The 19,332-nt window shown below is 37.3% G+C and carries 20 protein-coding genes; all 20 read left to right on the top strand.

The genetic code is table 11. From position 1 onward, the window contains the following. On the top strand, window positions 1-1,359 hold the full coding sequence (locus DZ858_RS02435; RefSeq protein ID WP_117157969.1) for a dicarboxylate/amino acid:cation symporter: 1,359 nt from the start codon (window positions 1-3) through the stop codon (window positions 1,357-1,359). Beyond that, the gene (locus DZ858_RS02440; RefSeq protein WP_117157970.1) at window positions 1,356-2,276 is read left to right on the top strand and encodes an alpha/beta fold hydrolase; all 921 of its coding nucleotides are present in this window, start codon (window positions 1,356-1,358) and stop codon (window positions 2,274-2,276) included. Before DZ858_RS02435 ends, DZ858_RS02440 begins: the two co-directional genes overlap by 4 nt. Then, a complete protein-coding gene (locus DZ858_RS02445; protein ID WP_009778888.1) occupies window positions 2,263-3,237 on the top strand; it encodes an ATP-dependent 6-phosphofructokinase in 975 nt (324 codons plus the stop codon). Before DZ858_RS02440 ends, DZ858_RS02445 begins: the two co-directional genes overlap by 14 nt. A 3-nt stretch (window positions 3,238-3,240) precedes the next feature. Further along, window positions 3,241-4,509, top strand: a complete 1,269-nt coding sequence (locus DZ858_RS02450) for an MgtC/SapB family protein (RefSeq protein WP_009778887.1) — start codon at window positions 3,241-3,243, stop codon at window positions 4,507-4,509. Window positions 4,510-4,519: 10 nt separating this feature from the next. Beyond that, window positions 4,520-5,509, top strand: coding sequence for a 2-hydroxyacid dehydrogenase (locus DZ858_RS02455; protein ID WP_009778886.1), 990 nt, complete (start codon window positions 4,520-4,522; stop codon window positions 5,507-5,509). 42 nt (window positions 5,510-5,551) lie between these two features. Beyond that, window positions 5,552-6,325, top strand: a complete 774-nt coding sequence (locus DZ858_RS02460; RefSeq protein ID WP_009778885.1) for an SDR family oxidoreductase — start codon at window positions 5,552-5,554, stop codon at window positions 6,323-6,325. A gap of 22 nt (window positions 6,326-6,347) precedes the next feature. Next, entirely contained in the window at window positions 6,348-7,184 is an 837-nt protein-coding gene (locus DZ858_RS02465; protein WP_117159490.1) for a universal stress protein, read from the top strand. Next, on the top strand, window positions 7,181-8,023 hold the full coding sequence (locus DZ858_RS02470) for an ATP cone domain-containing protein (protein WP_117157971.1): 843 nt from the start codon (window positions 7,181-7,183) through the stop codon (window positions 8,021-8,023). The genes DZ858_RS02465 and DZ858_RS02470 overlap by 4 nt, the downstream gene beginning before the upstream one ends. 38 nt (window positions 8,024-8,061) lie before the next feature. Continuing rightward, complete coding sequence (locus tag DZ858_RS02475; protein WP_009778882.1) at window positions 8,062-8,316, top strand: hypothetical protein; 255 nt, start codon at window positions 8,062-8,064, stop codon at window positions 8,314-8,316. A gap of 14 nt (window positions 8,317-8,330) precedes the next feature. Next, window positions 8,331-9,707, top strand: a complete 1,377-nt coding sequence (locus DZ858_RS02480; RefSeq protein WP_009778881.1) for an MBL fold metallo-hydrolase RNA specificity domain-containing protein — start codon at window positions 8,331-8,333, stop codon at window positions 9,705-9,707. A gap of 28 nt (window positions 9,708-9,735) precedes the next feature. Further along, window positions 9,736-11,238, top strand: coding sequence for a thymidine phosphorylase family protein (locus tag DZ858_RS02485; protein WP_117157972.1), 1,503 nt, complete (start codon window positions 9,736-9,738; stop codon window positions 11,236-11,238). A 6-nt stretch (window positions 11,239-11,244) separates the two neighbouring features. Continuing rightward, the gene (locus DZ858_RS02490; protein ID WP_117157973.1) at window positions 11,245-12,138 is read left to right on the top strand and encodes a ribose-phosphate pyrophosphokinase; all 894 of its coding nucleotides are present in this window, start codon (window positions 11,245-11,247) and stop codon (window positions 12,136-12,138) included. Continuing rightward, the gene (locus DZ858_RS02495) at window positions 12,135-12,779 is read left to right on the top strand and encodes a hypothetical protein (protein ID WP_117157974.1); all 645 of its coding nucleotides are present in this window, start codon (window positions 12,135-12,137) and stop codon (window positions 12,777-12,779) included. The genes DZ858_RS02490 and DZ858_RS02495 overlap by 4 nt, the downstream gene beginning before the upstream one ends. Before the next feature lie 6 nt (window positions 12,780-12,785). Beyond that, window positions 12,786-13,079 (top strand): hypothetical protein, encoded by a 294-nt coding sequence (locus tag DZ858_RS02500; RefSeq protein ID WP_047418780.1) that lies wholly within the window; start codon window positions 12,786-12,788, stop codon window positions 13,077-13,079. An 18-nt stretch (window positions 13,080-13,097) separates the two neighbouring features. Continuing rightward, window positions 13,098-15,215, top strand: a complete 2,118-nt coding sequence (locus DZ858_RS02505) for a copper-translocating P-type ATPase (protein WP_117157975.1) — start codon at window positions 13,098-13,100, stop codon at window positions 15,213-15,215. Continuing rightward, the gene (locus DZ858_RS02510; protein WP_117157976.1) at window positions 15,216-16,430 is read left to right on the top strand and encodes an MFS transporter; all 1,215 of its coding nucleotides are present in this window, start codon (window positions 15,216-15,218) and stop codon (window positions 16,428-16,430) included. It abuts the gene before it with no gap. Between the two features lie 64 nt (window positions 16,431-16,494). After that, window positions 16,495-17,346 (top strand): RteC domain-containing protein, encoded by an 852-nt coding sequence (locus DZ858_RS02515; RefSeq protein WP_117157977.1) that lies wholly within the window; start codon window positions 16,495-16,497, stop codon window positions 17,344-17,346. Window positions 17,347-17,639: 293 nt separating this feature from the next. Continuing rightward, on the top strand, window positions 17,640-17,924 hold the full coding sequence (locus DZ858_RS02520; protein WP_026754847.1) for a helix-turn-helix domain-containing protein: 285 nt from the start codon (window positions 17,640-17,642) through the stop codon (window positions 17,922-17,924). Between the two features lie 3 nt (window positions 17,925-17,927). Further along, a complete protein-coding gene (locus DZ858_RS02525) occupies window positions 17,928-18,680 on the top strand; it encodes a cupin domain-containing protein (protein ID WP_117157978.1) in 753 nt (250 codons plus the stop codon). Further along, window positions 18,664-19,326, top strand: a complete 663-nt coding sequence (locus DZ858_RS02530) for a P-loop NTPase family protein (protein WP_117157979.1) — start codon at window positions 18,664-18,666, stop codon at window positions 19,324-19,326. Before DZ858_RS02525 ends, DZ858_RS02530 begins: the two co-directional genes overlap by 17 nt. The last annotated feature ends 6 nt before the right edge of the window (window positions 19,327-19,332 follow it).

Genomic DNA, 19,332 nt, shown 5'->3' on the forward strand with positions numbered 1-19,332 from the left:
ATGTTCGACACAGAAGTAAAATCACTTAAATCATTCAATCACTACCTCTCAAAATTGGTAGAAAGTCGTCTATGGCTAAAGGTTATCATTGCCTTATTTTTGGGTGTTGGTTTTGGATTGCTGTTAAGTCCTCAAAACGGGTGGATTACTAAAGAAACAGCAGACATCGCAGGGAATTGGCTGGCATTGCCTGGCGTACTTTTTCTAAAACTGGTTCAAATGATTATGATTCCTTTGATTGTGGCTTCTATCATCACAGGAATCGCAAGTAATGATAAGGACAGTTTAAAAAAATTAGGTGGTGGCGTTTTATTATATTTTCTAGGCACTACCATAGTTTCGGTAAGTTTGGGTGTCATACTATCTCAAATTTTTAGACCTGGTCGCTTTTTACATCAACAGGCTCTAGCTGAACATAATGAAATTACTGCTGTTCCAACGGAAAATCCCGAGCTTTCCTTCGGTCTTGAAACTATTCCAGATGCCATATCAAACTTACTTCCAGAGAACCCTTTAGCATCTATGGTTAGTGGTGAAATGTTAAGTATTGTGATTTTCACAATCATTATTGGTGTAGCTGTGCTATCACTTGAAAATGCCTTACTGCGCCCAGTAAAGCTTCTTTTAAGTGCCATTCAGGAAGTCTGTATGACAGTAGTAAAATGGTCAATGCTTCTAGTACCTATTGCTGTTTTCGGACTAATGGCGGAGCTTACCTCTAGTGTTGGTTTAAGTTCTTTATCAGGTTTAACGTACTATGTTGGGGTAGTACTTCTCGGTCTTCTTTTATTGGTAATTTTCTATTTGGGACTCATCGTACTTCTCGGAAAGAAAAACCCATTGCATTTCCTAAAAAAAATAAGGGATGTTCAATTATTGGCTTTTTCAACCACAAGTTCTGCCGCTGTGATGCCCTTATCTCTAAAAACCGCCGAAGAAGAACTAAAAGTGGACAAGACTATTAGCAATTTTATCATACCTATAGGGGCGACCGTCAATATGGATGGTACTGCACTATATCAAACTATTACAACTCTTTTTATTGCCCAAGCTTACGGACTGGAAATGAGTTTACTCAATATTATAGTGGTCATTGTAACTATTGTCGCTGCATCCATTGGTACACCTGCCATTCCAGGAGGTGGTGTGGTTATACTCGCTTCTGTTTTGGGAAGTGTCGGCATACCTGCTGAAGGCATCATCATTATCATTGGTGTAGAAAGACTCTTGGGAATGTTTAGGACTGCTGTAAATGTAACTGGTGATTTAACTGCCTGTATGGTCTTCAATAGAATCTATGGTAAAACCCCAATCTTGGTTAGTGAGAAAACGAATAATAAATCAATTTCAAAACAATGACATTACTACTCATATCCATAGTGTTCATTCTTCCTGTTGTGGCTATTGCCAGCTATCAGCATTATAAGATTGGTAAGCAACCAGCTTATGATGCCAAAGAAACACTGTTGAATTATGAAATAATAGGCTCTGGAGAAAACAAACTTGTTTTGTTACACGGTTTAACAGGCTCATTGCATTATTGGAAACGCAATTTAGAAAGTATTACAACTACGCATAAGCTACTTTTAGTCGACCTGCTAGGTTTTGGTGATTCGCCAAAACCACAAAGTGATTATTCCCTTTCAATACAATTGCAGGCCCTTGAATTGATTCTTAACAAAGAAGGATTCAATGATGGAAATATCATTATTGCAGGACATTCTATGGGAGCTATGATTTCATTAGCAATATTGGAAAAGCAACCAACTTGGTTCAAGGCAGGAATTTTTATAAGCATACCTGTTTACAAGAACGCTGATGAGTTTAAAGAAATTATGTCTTCTCATTCCTTTGTAGATAGGATTTCAACAAGCAAATTCTCAAAATATATTTGTATGATTCATCCCATATTTATGTCACGTGCATTCAAGCCTGATAACCTCACGGATGATGTCTATGAAGATGCAAAAAAGCATCATTGGATGAGTTATTATTATTCTCTCACAGAAGTCATCCTAAAAACAGATTTATATGCGATTACAAAGAAAATTAAGGATAAAGATGTGCTCTTTATTCACGGAGAAAAAGACACTACTGCACCTTTAGAAAATGCCTTAAAATTATCGAGGGAATTTAAAAACGCACAAATAATTACTTCATCTGAAGGAGACCATCAGTTCTTTCTGAAAGAAGCAGAATTTGTTTGGGACACAATTCAAGATTTTACTATTTCTGAAAAAAAGTTAAAAAAAACCATACCCAATGAGCACGAATAAAATTAAACATATAGGCGTATTCACATCTGGAGGCGATAGCCCTGGGATGAATGCTGCACTATACGCCATTGCCAAATCCGCTGAAGCAAAAGGCATAAAAATAAGTGGTTTTCGAAAAGGGTATGAAGGGTTGATAGATGGTGATTTGATACCATTAAAATCTCACGAACTAAAAAAAATAACCCAAATAGGTGGCACTATTCTAAAAACAGCACGAAGCAAACGATTTCTGGAATTAGAGGGTCGTAAAAAAGCATTGCAAACTTTAAAAGCAAATAACATAGATGCTTTAATTGCTATTGGTGGTGATGGTACTTTTAAAGGGCTATTAGCTTTTTCAGAAATATGCGACATTCCGTTTATAGGCATTCCTGGCACTATAGACAACGATATTTTTGGTACTGATTACACCCTTGGTTTTGATTCGGCTGTAAACACTGCCATTGAAAATATTGATAAAATAAAAGATACTGCCGAATCTCACAACCGTGTATTTATTGTTGAAGTAATGGGAAGGGATTCAGGCTACATTGCTATTCATTCCGGGTTAATGGTAGGTGCCGATTCCATCCTTATTCCCGAGAGTGGAAAGGACTTTATTTATCTATTGGACAAGGTTAAGAATTACGATAGCGAAGATGCTTTCCTTGTCGTGGTTTCAGAAGGCGATGAATTAGGTGCCGAGCTTGTTTCATCAAAAATAAAGGAAGTCAATCCCAATGTCGATTTACGGATTACGAAGCTTGGGCACGTCCAGCGAGGTGGAAATCCGTCAGCTTTAGATAGAATGTTAGGCATTAGACTTGGAGTGGCGGCTGTGAAAACACTTTTACAAGGTAAAAAAAATGTAATGGTAGGAGTCTTAAATAATCAATTGCATCTAACCCCTTTTGAAGTGGTGGTCAAGCAACATCAAGTAGATAATGAATTGTATGAACTTTTAGAATTATTTGGAAAGTAAGAAATGATAGAAGCCTTTAAAAATATCAACCCTTTCATCCTTGGATTGCTCATCAGTCTGGGCATTGGCCTTATTCTTGGGCTGGAACGTGAATATGATAAATTGAAGGAAGAACAAGGCTTTGCAGGTATAAGAACCTTCCCAATTGTTGCCATTATTGGTTTTATATTGGGAAATCTTTCCACAACCTATACACCTTGGTTGGTCATTATCATTGCGGCAGCATTTCTTTTGTTTCTGTCTTTGAGTCATCTTTCCATAGTACAAAAGCATATTATGACTGGTATTACCACCAATATGGCCTTGTTCGCTACGCTAATTTTGGGTGTTATGGTTGCCAATCATTTGCATAAGGAAGCAGTTGCGACCGCAGTAGTCGTGGTTACGCTGTTATCATTGAAAACGACCTTTAATACATTCATTAAGAATATTACTTCTGAAGAGCTCTTTGCTTTTATTAAGTTTTCAATTATTGCGCTTCTTATTTTGCCTTTCTTACCAAATCAAGATTATGGTCCAGAGGGATTACTTAACCCTTTTGAAATTGGAGCGATAATAGTGATAGTGTCATTTCTGAATTTCATTGGTTACTTTCTTGTAAAATATGTAGGTTCTAAACGTGGTATTCTGCTCACTGCTATTTTAGGCGGATTGATTTCAAGTACCGCAGTAGCTTGGATATATGCTTCGCGAAGTAAGGAATCGCCAGAACTTTCAAAAGAATATGCTGCGGGTATCATTATAGCTTCCGCAATTATGTTTCCCAGACTTGCGATTCTGGCCTATATTTTCAATAGTGCCATACTTTTAAATTTAGTCATTCCATTTACTATTCTTACCCTTATCTGCTTGATAAGCGCACTCTTATTCATCAAAAAGAATACAGATGTCACAAAAACAGCTATCAATCTGGGTAATCCGCTCAATATTTGGAACGCCCTTGGGTTTGGTGGTATTTATGTGGTCATCCTGTTTGCAGTTTTTTATGGAAATCAATTTTTTGGCGAAAGCGGTTTATACTATTCAGCCCTAATTGCAGGATTGGCAGATACGGATGCAATAACTATTAGTATGGCAAAATTTGGGTCATTGGAAGAAAAACTCACGCTGGCCACCAATGTCATTATAACAGCAACCATAAGCAATATGATTGTAAAACTTGGTATTACCTATTTCAAAGGTTCTAAAAAGACCGGGAAACTCGTGATGCTAATTTTTGGAACTGTTGTCATCGTAGGGTTAGTATATATTTTAATACAGTTAGGAAATTAAAAAAAGTGAAATGAAAACAACAGTATTCAGCACGCATAAGTTTGAAGAGCCGTATCTCGTAAAAGCGAATGATGGCAAGCATCAATTAAAGCTGCTTGAGAGTCGTTTAACTCAAGAAACTGCTATTCTCGCAACGGGTTCTAAAGCAGTAAGTCTATTTACGGGCGATGATGCCTCGGCACACATTCTTGAAAAATTCAATGCTTTTGGCATAAAATATATTGCTCTGCGTTCAGCAGGATTCAATCACGTGGATTTAGCAAAAGCAGCTGAACTGGATATGAAGGTGGCACGTGTTCCAGCCTATTCCCCTTATGCCATTGCAGAGCATACAATGGCGCTCATACTTGCATTAAACCGAAAATTGATTAAAGCACACAACAGGGTTCGTGACCAGAATTTCTCATTGAACGGTCTTACCGGTTTCGACCTCAATGGAAAAACCGTCGGCGTTATCGGGACTGGAAAAATTGGGTCTGTATTGGTAAAAATACTACACGGTTTTGGTTGTAAAATACTTGTTCAGGATGTCATTGAGGATGAAAATTTAATCAAGTTTTACAATGTAATCTATACCAATTGTGAAACTATTTGTAAGCAGTCCGATATCATAAGCTTACACGTACCACTAACGTCTTCAACGAAACACTTGATTGATGCAAAACATATTTCATTAATGAAGCAAGGCGTAATGCTTATCAATACAAGTCGTGGTGGATTGGTCGATACCAAAGCTGTTATCGAAGGATTGAAAACTAAAAAAATTGGGTATTTCGGAATAGATGTGTATGAGGAAGAAGAAGGATTGTTCTTTGAAGACCATTCCGATGACATTTTGCAAGACGATGTCATTGCACGCTTAATGACTTTTAATAATGTTTTAATTACCAGTCATCAGGCCTTTTTAACCGAAACTGCATTGACAAATATTGCTGAAACCACAATATATAATCTGGATTGTTTTGAAAAAGGCAAAGTTTCAGGAAACGAAGTTTCTTGATTAAGAAGCAAAAAATAGTAGTAACACTTAAATCTTAAAATTATGAAACGAGTAAAAAATAAAGTAGCCATTGTCACAGGAGGAGCATCTGGTTTGGGAAAATCAAGTGCTAAACTATTGGCACGAGAAGGAGCAAAAATAGTCGTGTCCGATATAGACGAAGAAGGTGGTAAAAAAGTAGTTCAACAAATAAAAGAAGACGGTGGTGAGGCCATATTCATTAAACAAGATGTTGCCAAAGAAGATGAATGGAAAAACGTTATTGAAACTACCCTTGAAACTTATGGGAAATTACACATTTTAGCAAATTCTGCTGGAATAGGGCTCGGAGGAACAGTTGAAGATGTAACCCTTGAAGATTGGAAAAACCTTATAGATATAAACCTAAATGGCACTTTTTTAGGCACCAAATATGGTATAAAAGGTATGAGGAAAACAGATGAAGGTGGTTCCATCATTAACTTCTCTTCCATTGAAGGACTTATCGGTGACCCCAATTTACCTGCGTATAACGCAAGTAAAGGCGGTGTTACCATTTTCACTAAATCTGCCGCCCTACATTGTGCTAAACAAGGCTATGGCATCCGTATCAATTCTATCCATCCTGCTTATATCTGGACCCCAATGGTAGAGAATTTTCTCAAGGCTCAAGGTGACGTAGAAGAAGGCAAAAAACAATTGGAAAGTTTACATCCAATTGGTCATTTGGGAGAACCTGACGATATAGGGTACGGAGTTGTATATCTGGCCTCTGATGAATCCAAATTTATGACCGGTTCCGAACTGGTTATCGATGGTGGCTATACCGCCCAATAAGAAAAACAATAAAACTAAAATTATGAAAAACATACTCGTACCTACCGATTTCTCGAAAAACTGCACTAAAGCAGCAAATCTTGGTATCGAAATAGCCAAACTATACGATGCAGAGATACACTTTTTACATCAAATGACTACCCCTGTTGATTGGGTAAAACTGGATAAACAAAAAGAAAAAAGGTATCCCGAAACTTTAAAGGAAATTGGAGTCGTTAAATCAAAATTGCGGGAACTGGAAAAAAAGGCTGAGCACGAAGGTCTTAAATGTCGAACTTTTCTTCAATTTGATTCGGGACAGAAAGATATTTTAGAACATTCTGGTCATTTCCATCACGATTTCATCGTTACCGGCAGCAGTGGAACCAAAGGTGTCATTAGAGAAATTACGGGTAGTAATGTTGAAAAAATAGTTCGAAAAGCCAATGCACCCATTATCGTTGTCAAAGAAGAGGATGTAACGTTTCCCTTCAAGGACATTCTATTTGTTTCTTCTTTTGAAGAGGATGTCACGCATCCATTTCAAGAAATCTTGTCAATAGCCAAAAAATGCGATGCTAAAATCCATTTGTTACGAGTAAACACAGAAACTGACTTTAATAGCATAGAGCTTGGCTTAAATCCTGTAAAGGAATTTCTTGAAAAATTCCCCAATCTGAAGAACTTCTCAATGAGCGTCCATAATGAGTCTTCCGTAGAGGCAGGCATCAATACATTTTTAAAACATCAGCCCGCAGATTTAATTGCAATGAGCACCCACGGAAAAACGGGATTTTTGAGCCTATTTTCAAAAAGTATTGCCGAAGGTGTTACAAACCATTCTTCTCTACCTGTAATGACCATACATATTAAAAAATGAAAAATCCAATCAAAATAGTAAAGTATTCAGGTGATGTGGTAGCCTTTGATGTAGATAAGCTTATCAATTCCTTAAGGCGTTCACAAGCGAGCGAAGAATTAATTCAGCAAATAGTTGAACAAGTCGAAGGTCAACTCTATGATGGAATTACCACAAAAAAAATCTATCAGATGGCATTTAAAATGCTTAAGCGTAAATCTCGTGTAAGTGCCTCAAAATACAAGCTAAAAAAAGCGATAATGGAATTAGGGCCATCAGGATTTCCTTTTGAAAAATTTGTTGGTAAGATTTTAGAGATGGAAGGCTTTAGCACAAATGTGGGAGTTATTGTTCAAGGTAATTGTGTACAGCACGAAGTTGATGTTATCGCCCAAAAAGAAAACAAACACTATATGATTGAATGCAAATACCATAGCGACCAAGGCAGATTTTGTAATGTAAAAATCCCATTATATATCCATTCACGGTTTTTGGACGTAGAAAAGCAATGGGAACACCAAAAAGGTCACGAGGCTAAACTTCATAAAGGAGCTGTGTACACCAATACGCGTTTCACAACCGATGCCATTCAGTACGGGAAATGTGTTGGAATGCTTTTAAGCAGTTGGGATTATCCAAGAGGAAATGGTCTCAAGGACAGAATAGATAAATCTGGGCTACATCCCTTAACCGCTTTAACAACACTTACTAAAGCTGAAAAAACAAAATTATTAGATGAAGGCATCGTACTCTGTAAAGAGCTTCACGAAACCCCAAAAATTTTAGAACAAGTAGGAGTGCCAAAATCAAGACACAAAAAGGTTCTCGAAGATTCAAGAGAATTATGTGGAATTCATTAGAGCACTACTTAAATTTTTAATCTAAATAAATAGGACAAATGAAAACAGAAGAACTGAAAGAACAGAACCGTATAGATTTAGAGCCATTTTACCAAGCATTGGAAGATGATTCTAAACTACTTGAAGAAGCCCTCGAAATATTATTGGGTATGGTACACTTCGAGCCTAAATCCGTAAAGAAGTTGGCACTCGTAATAAAAGAGGATTCCCGCAATCTATATAACGAAATAGCGGAATTGAGCAAATCGAACCAAGACAAAGGAAATACGCCTTCCTGTTGTGGTGGACATTAATAAATACTATAACGATGAAAAACAAAAAAATAAACATCCACTTTTTGGGAGCGGCAGGCACCGTGACTGGCTCAAAATATTTGGTGGATACAGGAGATAGAAAGATACTTATAGACTGTGGCCTCTTCCAAGGGTTAAAGGAATTACGCCTTAAAAACTGGGAGTACCCACCTGTTAATGTAGGTGATATTGATGCTGTTTTGCTTACCCACGGTCATATGGACCATACAGGTTATTTACCCAGATTGGTAAAACAAGGCTTCAATGGTCCCATTTATGGTACGAATCCTACTTTGGACATTGCAAAAATCATTTTGAATGATAGTGCAAAAATACAGGAGCAAGAAGCCGAACGTGCCAATAAGGAAGGCTATTCCAAACATAGTCCCGCAGAACCATTATACGATTTAAAGGATGTAGAAAAAACTATCCCACACTTTAAAGGAATTCCACAATCACAATGGATTCTGTTATTTGATGGTATTAGGGCTCGCTTCCAATACAACGGACATATTCTGGGTGCAACCTATATTGAGTTGGATGTGCACGGAAAACGTTTTGTCTTTTCAGGAGACATTGGTAGAACCAATGATTTATTGCTCTATCCACCCCTTAAACCAAAAAAAGCGGATGTGCTTTTCATTGAATCCACTTATGGTGGAAGGTTTCATCCCGATGAAATAGAAGCACTTCCACATATTGAAAAATTAGTAAATGATACCATCAACAGAGATGGTAGCTTATTTGTCCCAAGCTTTTCGGTAGAACGTGCCCAGCTAATGATGCTCATCTTTTGGAAATTATTGAAAGAAAAGAAAATCCCCAGAGTACAAATGATTATGGACAGCCCGATGGGTGCCAATGTATTGGAACTGTTTCATAGAACTCGCGATTGGCACAGATTGGAGGACAACGAATGTGACGAAATGTGTTCTCACTTTACGGTCGTAAGCAGTTATCGTGAAACAATGGAAATAAGAACAGATAACAAACCAAAAATCGTGATTGCAGGAAGCGGAATGCTCACAGGGGGAAGAATGCTAAACTATCTTGAAACACAGGCACAAAATCCAAATAACACCTTACTTTTTGTAGGCTATCAAGCTGAAGGCACTCGTGGCAGAAAATTATTGGAAGGTGAAAAAGAACTAAAAGTATATGGAAAATGGGTGCCGTTTAAAATGCAAGTAGCAGAAATTGAAGGGCTTTCGGCACACGCAGACCACGCAGAGCTTATGGACTGGATGGACAGTATAAAAAACAAACCCGAACGCATTTTCATTATACACGGTGAAAAAGAGAGTGCAGAAGCATTGCAAAAAGGCATCAAGGAAACTTATGGGTGGGATGCAGAAATTCCGCAATTATACACTATCGAAGAAATAGAATAAATCGAAAAATCACAACAACCAATAATATATGGACACACACTCAAACATATTAAAATACAAACATCTCGGCATCTATACCCAAAACGAGAATGTAGTGTATATGCGCGAAGATTGCCACGTCTGTATTTCAGAAGGGTTTGAGGCACTTACCCGAATAAGAATATCGAACGCAAGTACATCAATCGTTGCAAGTCTTAATGTTCTGAATTCTGATATCCTTTTGCCCAATGAAATCGGACTATCAGATGCTGCTGCTAAAAAACTCAATGTGTCCCAAAACGATACATTATATGTTTCCCATTTAGAACCTATAGAATCATTAAGCCACGTTAGGGCAAAAATCTATAACAAAAAACTGGATTATAAGGCCTATAACAACATCATAACCGATATCGTGGAAGGCGATTATTCCAACATCCACCTTTCGGCATTTATTACTGCCTGTGCTGGCGACCGAATGGATATTGATGAAATAAGTGACCTTACTAAAGCAATGATTGCTTCCGGAAAGCAACTGAACTGGAACAAGGATATCGTGGTCGACAAGCATTGCATTGGTGGATTGCCTGGCAATAGAACAACACCATTGGTCGTTGCCATTGTTGCCGCGTATGGTCTTACTATGCCAAAAACATCCTCACGGGCAATCACTTCGCCAGCAGGCACAGCAGATACAATGGAAGTATTGACCAATGTTACGCTCTCTTCCGAGGAAATAAAGACTGTAGTAGAAAAAGAAGGCGGATGTTTTGTTTGGGGAGGCACGGCGCAGTTAAGTCCTGCCGATGATGTGCTCATCAAAATTGAAAAAGCCTTGGATATTGATAGTGAAGGGCAGCTCATTGCTTCGGTACTCTCTAAAAAAGCAGCAGCTGGTTCCACTCACGTGGTCATTGATATTCCCGTGGGTGAAACCGCCAAGGTTCGCAGTACCGAAATGGCTCAAAAACTAAAAAATCATATGGAAACCGTTGGGACATCTGTTGACTTGAATGTAAAAGTTGTAGTTACGGATGGCACGCAGCCTGTTGGAAGGGGTATCGGTCCAACATTAGAAGCCATAGATATATTAAAAGTTTTGAAAAATGAGGAAGATGCACCTAAAGACTTAACAGAAAGAGCATTGCTTTTAGCTACTGAACTATTAGAACTTTCTGGAAAAGTAGAAAAAGGAAAGGGACTGGAAACCGCACGTGAAATTCTCAAATCTGGTCAGGCTTATAAAAAATTCCTTGCTATTTGTAATGCGCAAGGTCGCTTTTCAAAACCTGTTTTAGCACCCTATAAAACCGAAATTAGAGCAGAAAACTCTGGGGTTTTAAAGCGCATAGATAATAGAAAGATAGCAAAACTCGCCAAGCTTTCCGGCGCACCGCAGTCTAAATCGGCAGGGATTCTTTTGAATGTCCATTTAAATGAAAAAATTGAAATAGACCAATTATTATATACCATATATGCTGAATCCAAAGGCGAACTCAACTATGCTCTGGAATATAAAAACAACCATAACGACATCCTAACTATAATTTAAAAAACTATGAAAACAATATTATTCAGTCTTCCCGGAAATGAAGAACTCACAGAACTTATGGCTACAAAAATGGATGCTGAAGTGGGCAAAGCCACTTTGCGTAAATTCCCTGACGGGGAATCGTACACACGTATATTATCTGATGTTAAAGATAAATGTGTGGTACTGGTATGCACCTTACACGAACCAGATGAAAAACTGTTGCCGCTTTATTTTCTAAGTCACACAGCCAAATCATTAGGCGCTATGTGTACCTGTTTGGTAGCACCCTATTTGGCGTATATGCGGCAGGACAAAGTATTTAATGAAGGTGAAGGAGTGACTTCTGGTTTCTTCGGAAAATTGATTTCTGGTTTTGCCGATAGCATTACCACGGTTGACCCTCACTTGCACAGAATTAGTTCGTTAGGGGAAGTGTATCAAATTCCAAATAAAGTGATTCACGCTGCCGATGCCATTTCAGAATGGATAAAAGAAAACATCGAAAACCCAGTACTTATCGGTCCCGATTCTGAAAGTGAACAATGGGTTTCAGAAGTCGCCAAAAATGCAGGAGCACCATTTATAGTATTACAAAAGGTACGTCACGGTGACCGTGATGTAGAAGTCTCTGTTCCCGATGTGGATAAATATAAAGATGCTACACCTATTTTAGTAGATGACATTGTTTCCACAGCCCGAACAATGATTGAAACCGTACAACATCTTAAAAAGGCAGGAATGAAACCGCCTATTTGCGTCGGCATTCACGCCGTTTTTTCAGGAAATGCCTATCAAGATTTATTGGATTCCGGAGTAGAAAAGATAGTGACCTGCAATACCATTCCGCATCCGTCCAATGGCATAGATTTAAGCGATATACTGGCAAAAGAGGTAAAAAAATTAATGCACCATATATGAGAAAGCAAAGTTTCATAGTACTATTTATTTTATTCAGCATCACAATGACTGGACAAACTGAAATGCTTATTGGGCAGATTTCAGGCAGATTGGTCATTCGTGAGAATTTTGATGAAAAAGGTGCTTTTCTCAATAAACAAACTTTTGAAGCTGGTAAAACAATAGAGAAAAATGGATACTATGAAATTAAGGTGGTTACGGAATTGTTTGATAAAGACAAAATAGCGACCGATAAATACACCACAACCTATCGCTGTAAGCCTGATGAAGCCAGTATAATGGTAATGGCATTTCCATTTTCAAACCCAAAATCAAAAGAAACCGAAATTAATACCACTTCTAAAAAATTTAAAGAACTCTACGACTTGAAAAATCTTGAAAATATAGAACTGGAAATGAGTTTTGATTCGGGCTTGTTGAATTTTTTTGGCTCAAAAAGTACCATAAAAATTTACGACCGAAAATTTAATAATAGCGAAAATAATATTAATTCAAAAATTAACATTAAGGCCTATGCCTTGGGAATTCGCATTAAGCAACTCAATTATACTGTTAACGAGAAATTAAATGCACAAGGTCTATTGACCTTTCAAAAATTTACAGAAGAAGACAACAGTTATTTTACAATGACTTATAAATAAAAATAAATGAAAAATTATGACACCCTTTCAGAAGCTATTAACGATTTACAGGCAAACGAATACCCTTATGATTTCAACTTAAAACCTGAATGTCTGGAATGTGCTTCCCTGAAAATTGAGATTCGACCAGAAGATTTTAAAGTGGATAAAATATATCGCTTTGAAGGAATGAGCAGTACCGATGATAACAGCATTTTATATGCAATATCTTCCAAAAAAGGGCTTAAAGGTCTTTTAGTAGATGCTTATGGCGTCTATGCCGAAAACATATCGGAAGCAATGAGAAAAAAATTACGATAACACTTAAACAATACTATAATGGAAAATCACGAGCAGCACAAAAACAACGAAATGGACCATTCGAAAATGGATCATTCTAAAATGAACCACGAAAAAGAAGATCATTCCAAAATGGATCATTCCAAAATGAGAAATGGAGGTGGAGACCATTCGGGTCATAATCCGGGTCACGGACAAATGGGTCACGACCATCATAAAATGATGATTGCAGACTTTAGAAAACGGTTTTGGGTAACACTCGTGCTTACCATCCCCATATTGTTCTTCTCACCAATGATTCAAGAATTTTTTGGTTATGAATTTTTACTTCCAGGAAATCCATACATCCTTTTTGCACTTTCCACTGTTGTATATTTTTATGGTGGTTGGCCTTTTCTTAAAGGATTTGTTTCCGAAATAAAGAATGGTGCACCTGGTATGATGACACTTATATCTATGGCAATAAGTGTCGCCTATTTCTACAGTTCTGCAACTGTCTTTGGTTTACGAGGAGTTGACTTTTTCTGGGAGCTTTCAACACTAATTGCTATTATGCTTGTTGGTCATTGGATAGAAATGAAAAGTGTATTAGGCGCTTCAAAAGCATTACAGCTTTTAGTTAGTATGATGCCTGCCGAAGCTCACAGGGTAAAAGGCGACACTATTGAAGATATACCACTTGAAGATTTATTGAAAAATGACGTGATTTTGGTAAAGCCAGGAGAGAAAGTTCCAGCTGATGGTATCATAGTAGAAGGTTCAAGTTATTTAAACGAATCAATGCTTACAGGGGAGTCCAAGCCTGTAAAAAAAGAAGAAAAGGATAAGGTAATAGGTGGTTCAGTAAATGGCAATAGCACTTTAAAGGTAAAGGTGGAACATACAGGAAAAGACAGCTATCTCAATAAGGTTATTACGATGGTTGAGGAAGCACAAAAGACCAAATCTAAAATGCAAAACCTTTCCGATAGGGCAGCAAAATGGTTGACTTATATAGCTTTGGCTATTGGTTTTGGTACGTTGGCAGTTTGGCTGATTTTAGGCTTTCCGTTTGTGTATGCATTAGAAAGAATGGTTACCGTTATGGTCATCGCTTGTCCACACGCATTGGGTCTTGCAATTCCTCTTGTAGTTGCCATTTCTACTGCTGTATCTGCACAAAATGGATTATTAATCCGTAATAGAACTGCCTTTGAAGAATCACGTAAGATATCCGCCTTACTATTTGACAAAACAGGGACTTTGACCAAAGGGGACTTTGGCGTTACTCGAATCAAATCTGTAAATGTGTCCTATTCAAACGATGAAATCTTAAGACTGTCAAGTGCATTGGAACAAAGTTCAGAACATCCAATTGCTGTTGGGATTATTAAAAAAGTTAAAGAAGACAATATTACAATCCCAAAGCCTGAAAACTTTAACGCGATCACTGGTAAAGGTGTAGAGGCAAATGTAGAAGGAAAGCAAATAAAAGTGGTTAGTCCTGGTTATTTAAGGGATGAAAAAATAACTATTCCTGAAGATGCTTATAGTGACGCTGCTGAAACTGTTGTATTTGTATTAATTGAAGGACAACTAGCAGGATACATTGCGCTTGCTGATGAAATAAGACCTGAATCTGCGGAAGCTATAAAAATATTTAAAAAGAATAATATCAAAGTTTTGATGGCAACTGGGGATAATGAAAAAACAGCCAAAGCTGTGAGTGAAAAATTAGGATTGGATGGCTACTATGCCGAAGTGCTACCACACCAAAAAGTAGAAATTGTAGAAGAATTACAAAACAAAGGAGAGTTTGTGGCTATGACTGGAGACGGCGTAAACGATGCGCCCGCACTTGCCAAAGCTGATGTAGGAATCGCTGTTGGTTCTGGTACTGATGTAGCCGCCGAAACAGCCGATATTATATTGGTAAATAGCAATCCACAAGATATTGCAAACCTAATTTTGTTCGGAAAGGCTACGTACAATAAAATGATTCAGAACCTAATATGGGCAACTGGGTATAATGTGGTGGCCATTCCATTAGCTGCAGGTGTTCTATACTCTTCTGGCTTTGTTTTAGGACCAGCTGTAGGAGCGGTATTTATGAGTTTGAGTACAATTATAGTGGCTATTAATGCGCAATTATTGAAGCGAAAAATCGGTAAAAAATAAATGGATAGAAAAGAAAAACTCAACAGGATATTTTTAATTCTATTGAGTTTGTTTGTAGTGATGTTGGGCTATGGTATATTATTGCCAACCCTTCCTTACTATACCGAAAGATTAGCTTTAAAAGACAATCTTGACACCGACCTTATTAATTTCCATATTGGATTGCTCACAAGCATTTATCCATTTTTTCAGTTACTATTCGTAGTGGTTTGGGGAAAACTATCGGACAGATACGGCAGGAAACCTATTATCATTTGTGGACTAATCGGTTTTGTAATTATGCAATTACTTACTGGCCTAGCCACATCCTTGACAATGCTATATATTGCTCGAATTTTTGGTGGAATTTTTACGTCATCAGTTATTCCAGTTAGCAATGCATATTTAAGTGATATTACATCTGAAGAACGTAGAACAAAAATAATGGCCTGGTCTGGTGTTGCCATTAGCTCTGGTGTTATTTTCGGCCCTGTCATTGGCGGCTTTCTGTCCCAAACTGATATTCATATAAAATATACAATAGGCCTGCTACATTTAGACCGATTTTCAGTGCCCTTTTTATTCGCTGCACTACTAGGATTGATTGTCCTTTTGGTTGTGATGAAATGGTTAAAAAACACCGCTCGCGTACATAAGTTCACAACACGAAAAGTGAGTTTGCGGTTCACATTTACTAAATATTTTATCGTATTACTAGTGCTATCGTTTGTTATCCAATTTGTGGTGACGCTATTTGAAACTGTCTTTTCAATCTACGGAAAAGATGAATTAGGATTTAATAGTAATCAAGTTGGTATTGGTTTTATGCTATGTGGTTCAATAATGGCTGTTTTACAACCTGTGTTCGCTACTTATGGAGAGAAGTTTTTATCAACAAAGAAACAAATTGCTTTAGGGTTATTAATATCTGGTTTATCCTTGATTGCCTTTCCATTTTTTAACAATGAATTTTTAGTCTATGGATTAATCGTTGTTTTTGCTGCTGGAGGCGCTATGGTAACACCAAATTTGCTCTCTGCGGTTTCATTGATATCAAAGAAAAATACTGGCAGGAATATTTCTATTCAGAGTTCGACCAATAGTATTGGTCAGATTTTAGGCCCCGTTTTAGGAACTTGGCTGATTGCAGGCGGTTTTTACTATCCTTTCATAATTGCTGGTAGCATTGTTTTGCTCGCTATTGGTTGTCTGTTATTTTTTAAAAATCCCCCATAAAAAGATATAACATACAAACATTACTTATTAATAATTAACCCAAATCTAAAGCCCCAAAAATATTTTGCATAAGTTAATTCATATAATACTAGACAATTACAAAGAGGAAATAAAAGTAGTTGAGGAATCTAATCTTGGCGATTTCAATAATGTTGAACAAGGTATTTCTATTTCAAGACAATACTTGCAGAAATTACGCATCTGTGTAAGGGAAAATGAATTCGTAGATAAACAGAATGAAATAATATTCTTTAAAAAGCATAAACCCTACATCTATAGCAGACTGAAATTTTATGCCAAACTCTACAATTTCTTGATAAATAGACCTGCGGGAACAATAAAATTTCAACAGGAATTTATTGATTCAGAAATAAATAGGCTACAAGAAAGTAATCGACGGAATATAGATTTCATTAAATATTATAGAGAGGATTCTGAACTTCTGGATGAATTCTATTTTCTGCGAGGAAATGATAAAATTAGCTTGGTATCAAACACTTCTCATTTTTATACAGATGCTGAATTTTCCACAAGCCACGATAATGCAATTGCCAAAATTATGGCCTATGACCTATTAATAAGCCATTACGTTGAAGAGTTAAGTAATTTAAGGGATTTGTCATACGGCATACCGAATAAGCTGAATACTCTATCAAACGGTGAGCGACTTGGTTGGACTGCTTCAAAAACAGACCTAATTGAGTTAATTTATGCATTACAGGCATCTGGCGCAATAAAAAGTGGTACAGCTGGTATTAAAGAAATGGCATCAGCTTGTGAAGATATTTTTGAACTTAATCTTGGTAACGTTTATAGAACTTTTCTCGAAATAAGAGAACGGAAAATCGACCAAACCAAGTTTATTGATAGACTAAAAGCAACACTTTTAAGGCGAATGGAAGAAACGGACGGTTGATATTTTCATTTTTAAAAATGTTAAATTTTTTCCCAAGTTGGGTCTTACTTGGGAAAAAATAAAATTAATTTTATCTATTATCATTTGGCATTTATGATTTTAAGTGACACCTCTAAATCAAACCAATTTAAACCATTGAAAATGAGTAAATAAAAACACCCTACTTGGGTACAACTTGGGATTAAAATCCAATAAACCATCCCAAATTTGTAGAACGAAAGTCAAATCAGGTCAGGGACTATCAAATTAGTTGAAATCGATACGATAGTCCCTTTCTTTAAAACCGTTCTATTATGCCAGCAAATATTATTACCACCGACGACCTTCGAGAATTTAAAATGGAATTGCTCGATGACATCAAGAATCTTCTATCTAAACAAGCAACTGGAAAACTCAAGAAATATTTAAAATCTTCCGAGGTAATGGACTTGCTTCAAGTCAGTCCAGGTACATTACAGAATCTTCGCATCAATGGAACGTTGCCATATACAAAAGTTGGGGGCATTATCTACTATGATGCAGAGGAAATTCAAGGTGTAATGAACTCAAATCGAGTGCAGCACAAGCAAAATTCTTAAAAGATGAACTATATAAAGCTACTAAATGCGGCTTTTGAAAAGTTCTTTTTTGATGACCGCCTCAATCCAACGCACATAAGCCTATATATGGCGCTGTTTCAAGAATGGAACAGTAGTCGGTTTGCAGATGAGTTCTATGTAAACCGTCGCGAATTAATGCGCGTTGCCAAGATTGGTTCAAAATCCACTTATCATAGATGTGTGACAGACCTCGATTCTTGGAACTATCTATCCTACTTCCCTTCTAACAATCCCTACAAAGGCAGTAAAATCAAGATGTCCATTATTGGGACAAGTGATGAACCTGTTACGGGACAGTACAATCCCATATTAGAACAGCTTGCGGAACAGTACCGTCCCATACGTGAACCAGTAGTGTACCAACACCATCCCAATAATGGACAAGCTGTGGACTCGCACCGTCCCACCAGTGGACAAGCATTGGTATCTACTATAAACAATACCAAACAAGTAAACAATATAAAACAACCAAAGGGCTGGCAGACCGTTATTAATTTTTTTATTGAAAAAGGTTTTAATGCTGATGAAGGAAAAAAATTCTTTGAGCATTATGAAACCCGGAACTGGCAAACGAGTGATGGAAATGAAATTAGAGATTGGCGTGCCTTGGCCACAAACTGGATGGACAGAACAGAATTATATGCCGAGGAAAACAAACCAAACAAAAAACAAGCGTCCCAAATCAAGGACAACCTGCGAACCACTAAAAGCAAAGATTATGGACAACCCCTCTAAAATTATCGAAGGTGGCGTGGAATATTCGCTCGGAAAATTTGATGGAAAAAGCGTGCTTTACGATTTTCCAAAAATCTTGATTTACCTGAATGCCAAAGGCAAGCTGCTGTTTGGGAAGAAGTTTAGGATATATGATGAGGACAAGGATATTTTGTTGAAACTCTGTTCCTACTTCATTAAAGATAAAGATAACTGTAAAACTTATGGGATTGACATCGATAAAGGCATCTTGCTTTCTGGACCCGTAGGCTGCGGTAAGACCAGCTTAATGAAATTGCTACGTCATTTGGTGCCGTTGCAACGTCCTTACGAAATGATTCCTTGCCGGAATGTAACCTTCAGTTTTAACCATTTAGGTTTTAAAACGGTCGAGGAATATGGAAATACCAAATTTTATTGCTTTGATGATTTGGGTGTGGAACCCTCTGGCAGATTTTACGGAAAGGATTTGAATGTGATGGGCGAAGTGCTTTTATCTCGATACGAACTGTACCTACAAACCAAACACAAAATTAAAACCCACGCCACAACCAATCTCAATGCTGAAGAACTGGAAGAACGCTATGGCAATCGTGTTCGTAGCAGGATGCGTGAACTGTTTAATCTGGTGGCTTTTGATAAGGGAGCTGGGGATAAGAGAAAGTAGATGCCT

It is taken from the genome of Marixanthomonas ophiurae (genome assembly GCF_003413745.1).
GTDB lineage: Bacteria > Bacteroidota > Bacteroidia > Flavobacteriales > Flavobacteriaceae > Marixanthomonas > Marixanthomonas ophiurae.

Coding starts and splice junctions, on each gene's coding strand:
- DZ858_RS02455 (WP_009778886.1), top strand. CDS start 4,520: ATGAAAACAACAGTATTCAGCACGCATAAGTTTGAAGAGCCGTATCTC.
- DZ858_RS02510 (WP_117157976.1), top strand. CDS start 15,216: ATGGATAGAAAAGAAAAACTCAACAGGATATTTTTAATTCTATTGAGT.
- DZ858_RS02470 (WP_117157971.1), top strand. CDS start 7,181: ATGAAAAATCCAATCAAAATAGTAAAGTATTCAGGTGATGTGGTAGCC.
- DZ858_RS02495 (WP_117157974.1), top strand. CDS start 12,135: ATGAGAAAGCAAAGTTTCATAGTACTATTTATTTTATTCAGCATCACA.
- DZ858_RS02480 (WP_009778881.1), top strand. CDS start 8,331: ATGAAAAACAAAAAAATAAACATCCACTTTTTGGGAGCGGCAGGCACC.
- DZ858_RS02450 (WP_009778887.1), top strand. CDS start 3,241: ATGATAGAAGCCTTTAAAAATATCAACCCTTTCATCCTTGGATTGCTC.
- DZ858_RS02465 (WP_117159490.1), top strand. CDS start 6,348: ATGAAAAACATACTCGTACCTACCGATTTCTCGAAAAACTGCACTAAA.
- DZ858_RS02530 (WP_117157979.1), top strand. CDS start 18,664: ATGGACAACCCCTCTAAAATTATCGAAGGTGGCGTGGAATATTCGCTC.
- DZ858_RS02445 (WP_009778888.1), top strand. CDS start 2,263: ATGAGCACGAATAAAATTAAACATATAGGCGTATTCACATCTGGAGGC.
- DZ858_RS02440 (WP_117157970.1), top strand. CDS start 1,356: ATGACATTACTACTCATATCCATAGTGTTCATTCTTCCTGTTGTGGCT.
- DZ858_RS02500 (WP_047418780.1), top strand. CDS start 12,786: ATGAAAAATTATGACACCCTTTCAGAAGCTATTAACGATTTACAGGCA.
- DZ858_RS02485 (WP_117157972.1), top strand. CDS start 9,736: ATGGACACACACTCAAACATATTAAAATACAAACATCTCGGCATCTAT.
- DZ858_RS02505 (WP_117157975.1), top strand. CDS start 13,098: ATGGAAAATCACGAGCAGCACAAAAACAACGAAATGGACCATTCGAAA.
- DZ858_RS02525 (WP_117157978.1), top strand. CDS start 17,928: ATGAACTATATAAAGCTACTAAATGCGGCTTTTGAAAAGTTCTTTTTT.
- DZ858_RS02520 (WP_026754847.1), top strand. CDS start 17,640: ATGCCAGCAAATATTATTACCACCGACGACCTTCGAGAATTTAAAATG.
- DZ858_RS02475 (WP_009778882.1), top strand. CDS start 8,062: ATGAAAACAGAAGAACTGAAAGAACAGAACCGTATAGATTTAGAGCCA.
- DZ858_RS02490 (WP_117157973.1), top strand. CDS start 11,245: ATGAAAACAATATTATTCAGTCTTCCCGGAAATGAAGAACTCACAGAA.
- DZ858_RS02435 (WP_117157969.1), top strand. CDS start 1: ATGTTCGACACAGAAGTAAAATCACTTAAATCATTCAATCACTACCTC.
- DZ858_RS02460 (WP_009778885.1), top strand. CDS start 5,552: ATGAAACGAGTAAAAAATAAAGTAGCCATTGTCACAGGAGGAGCATCT.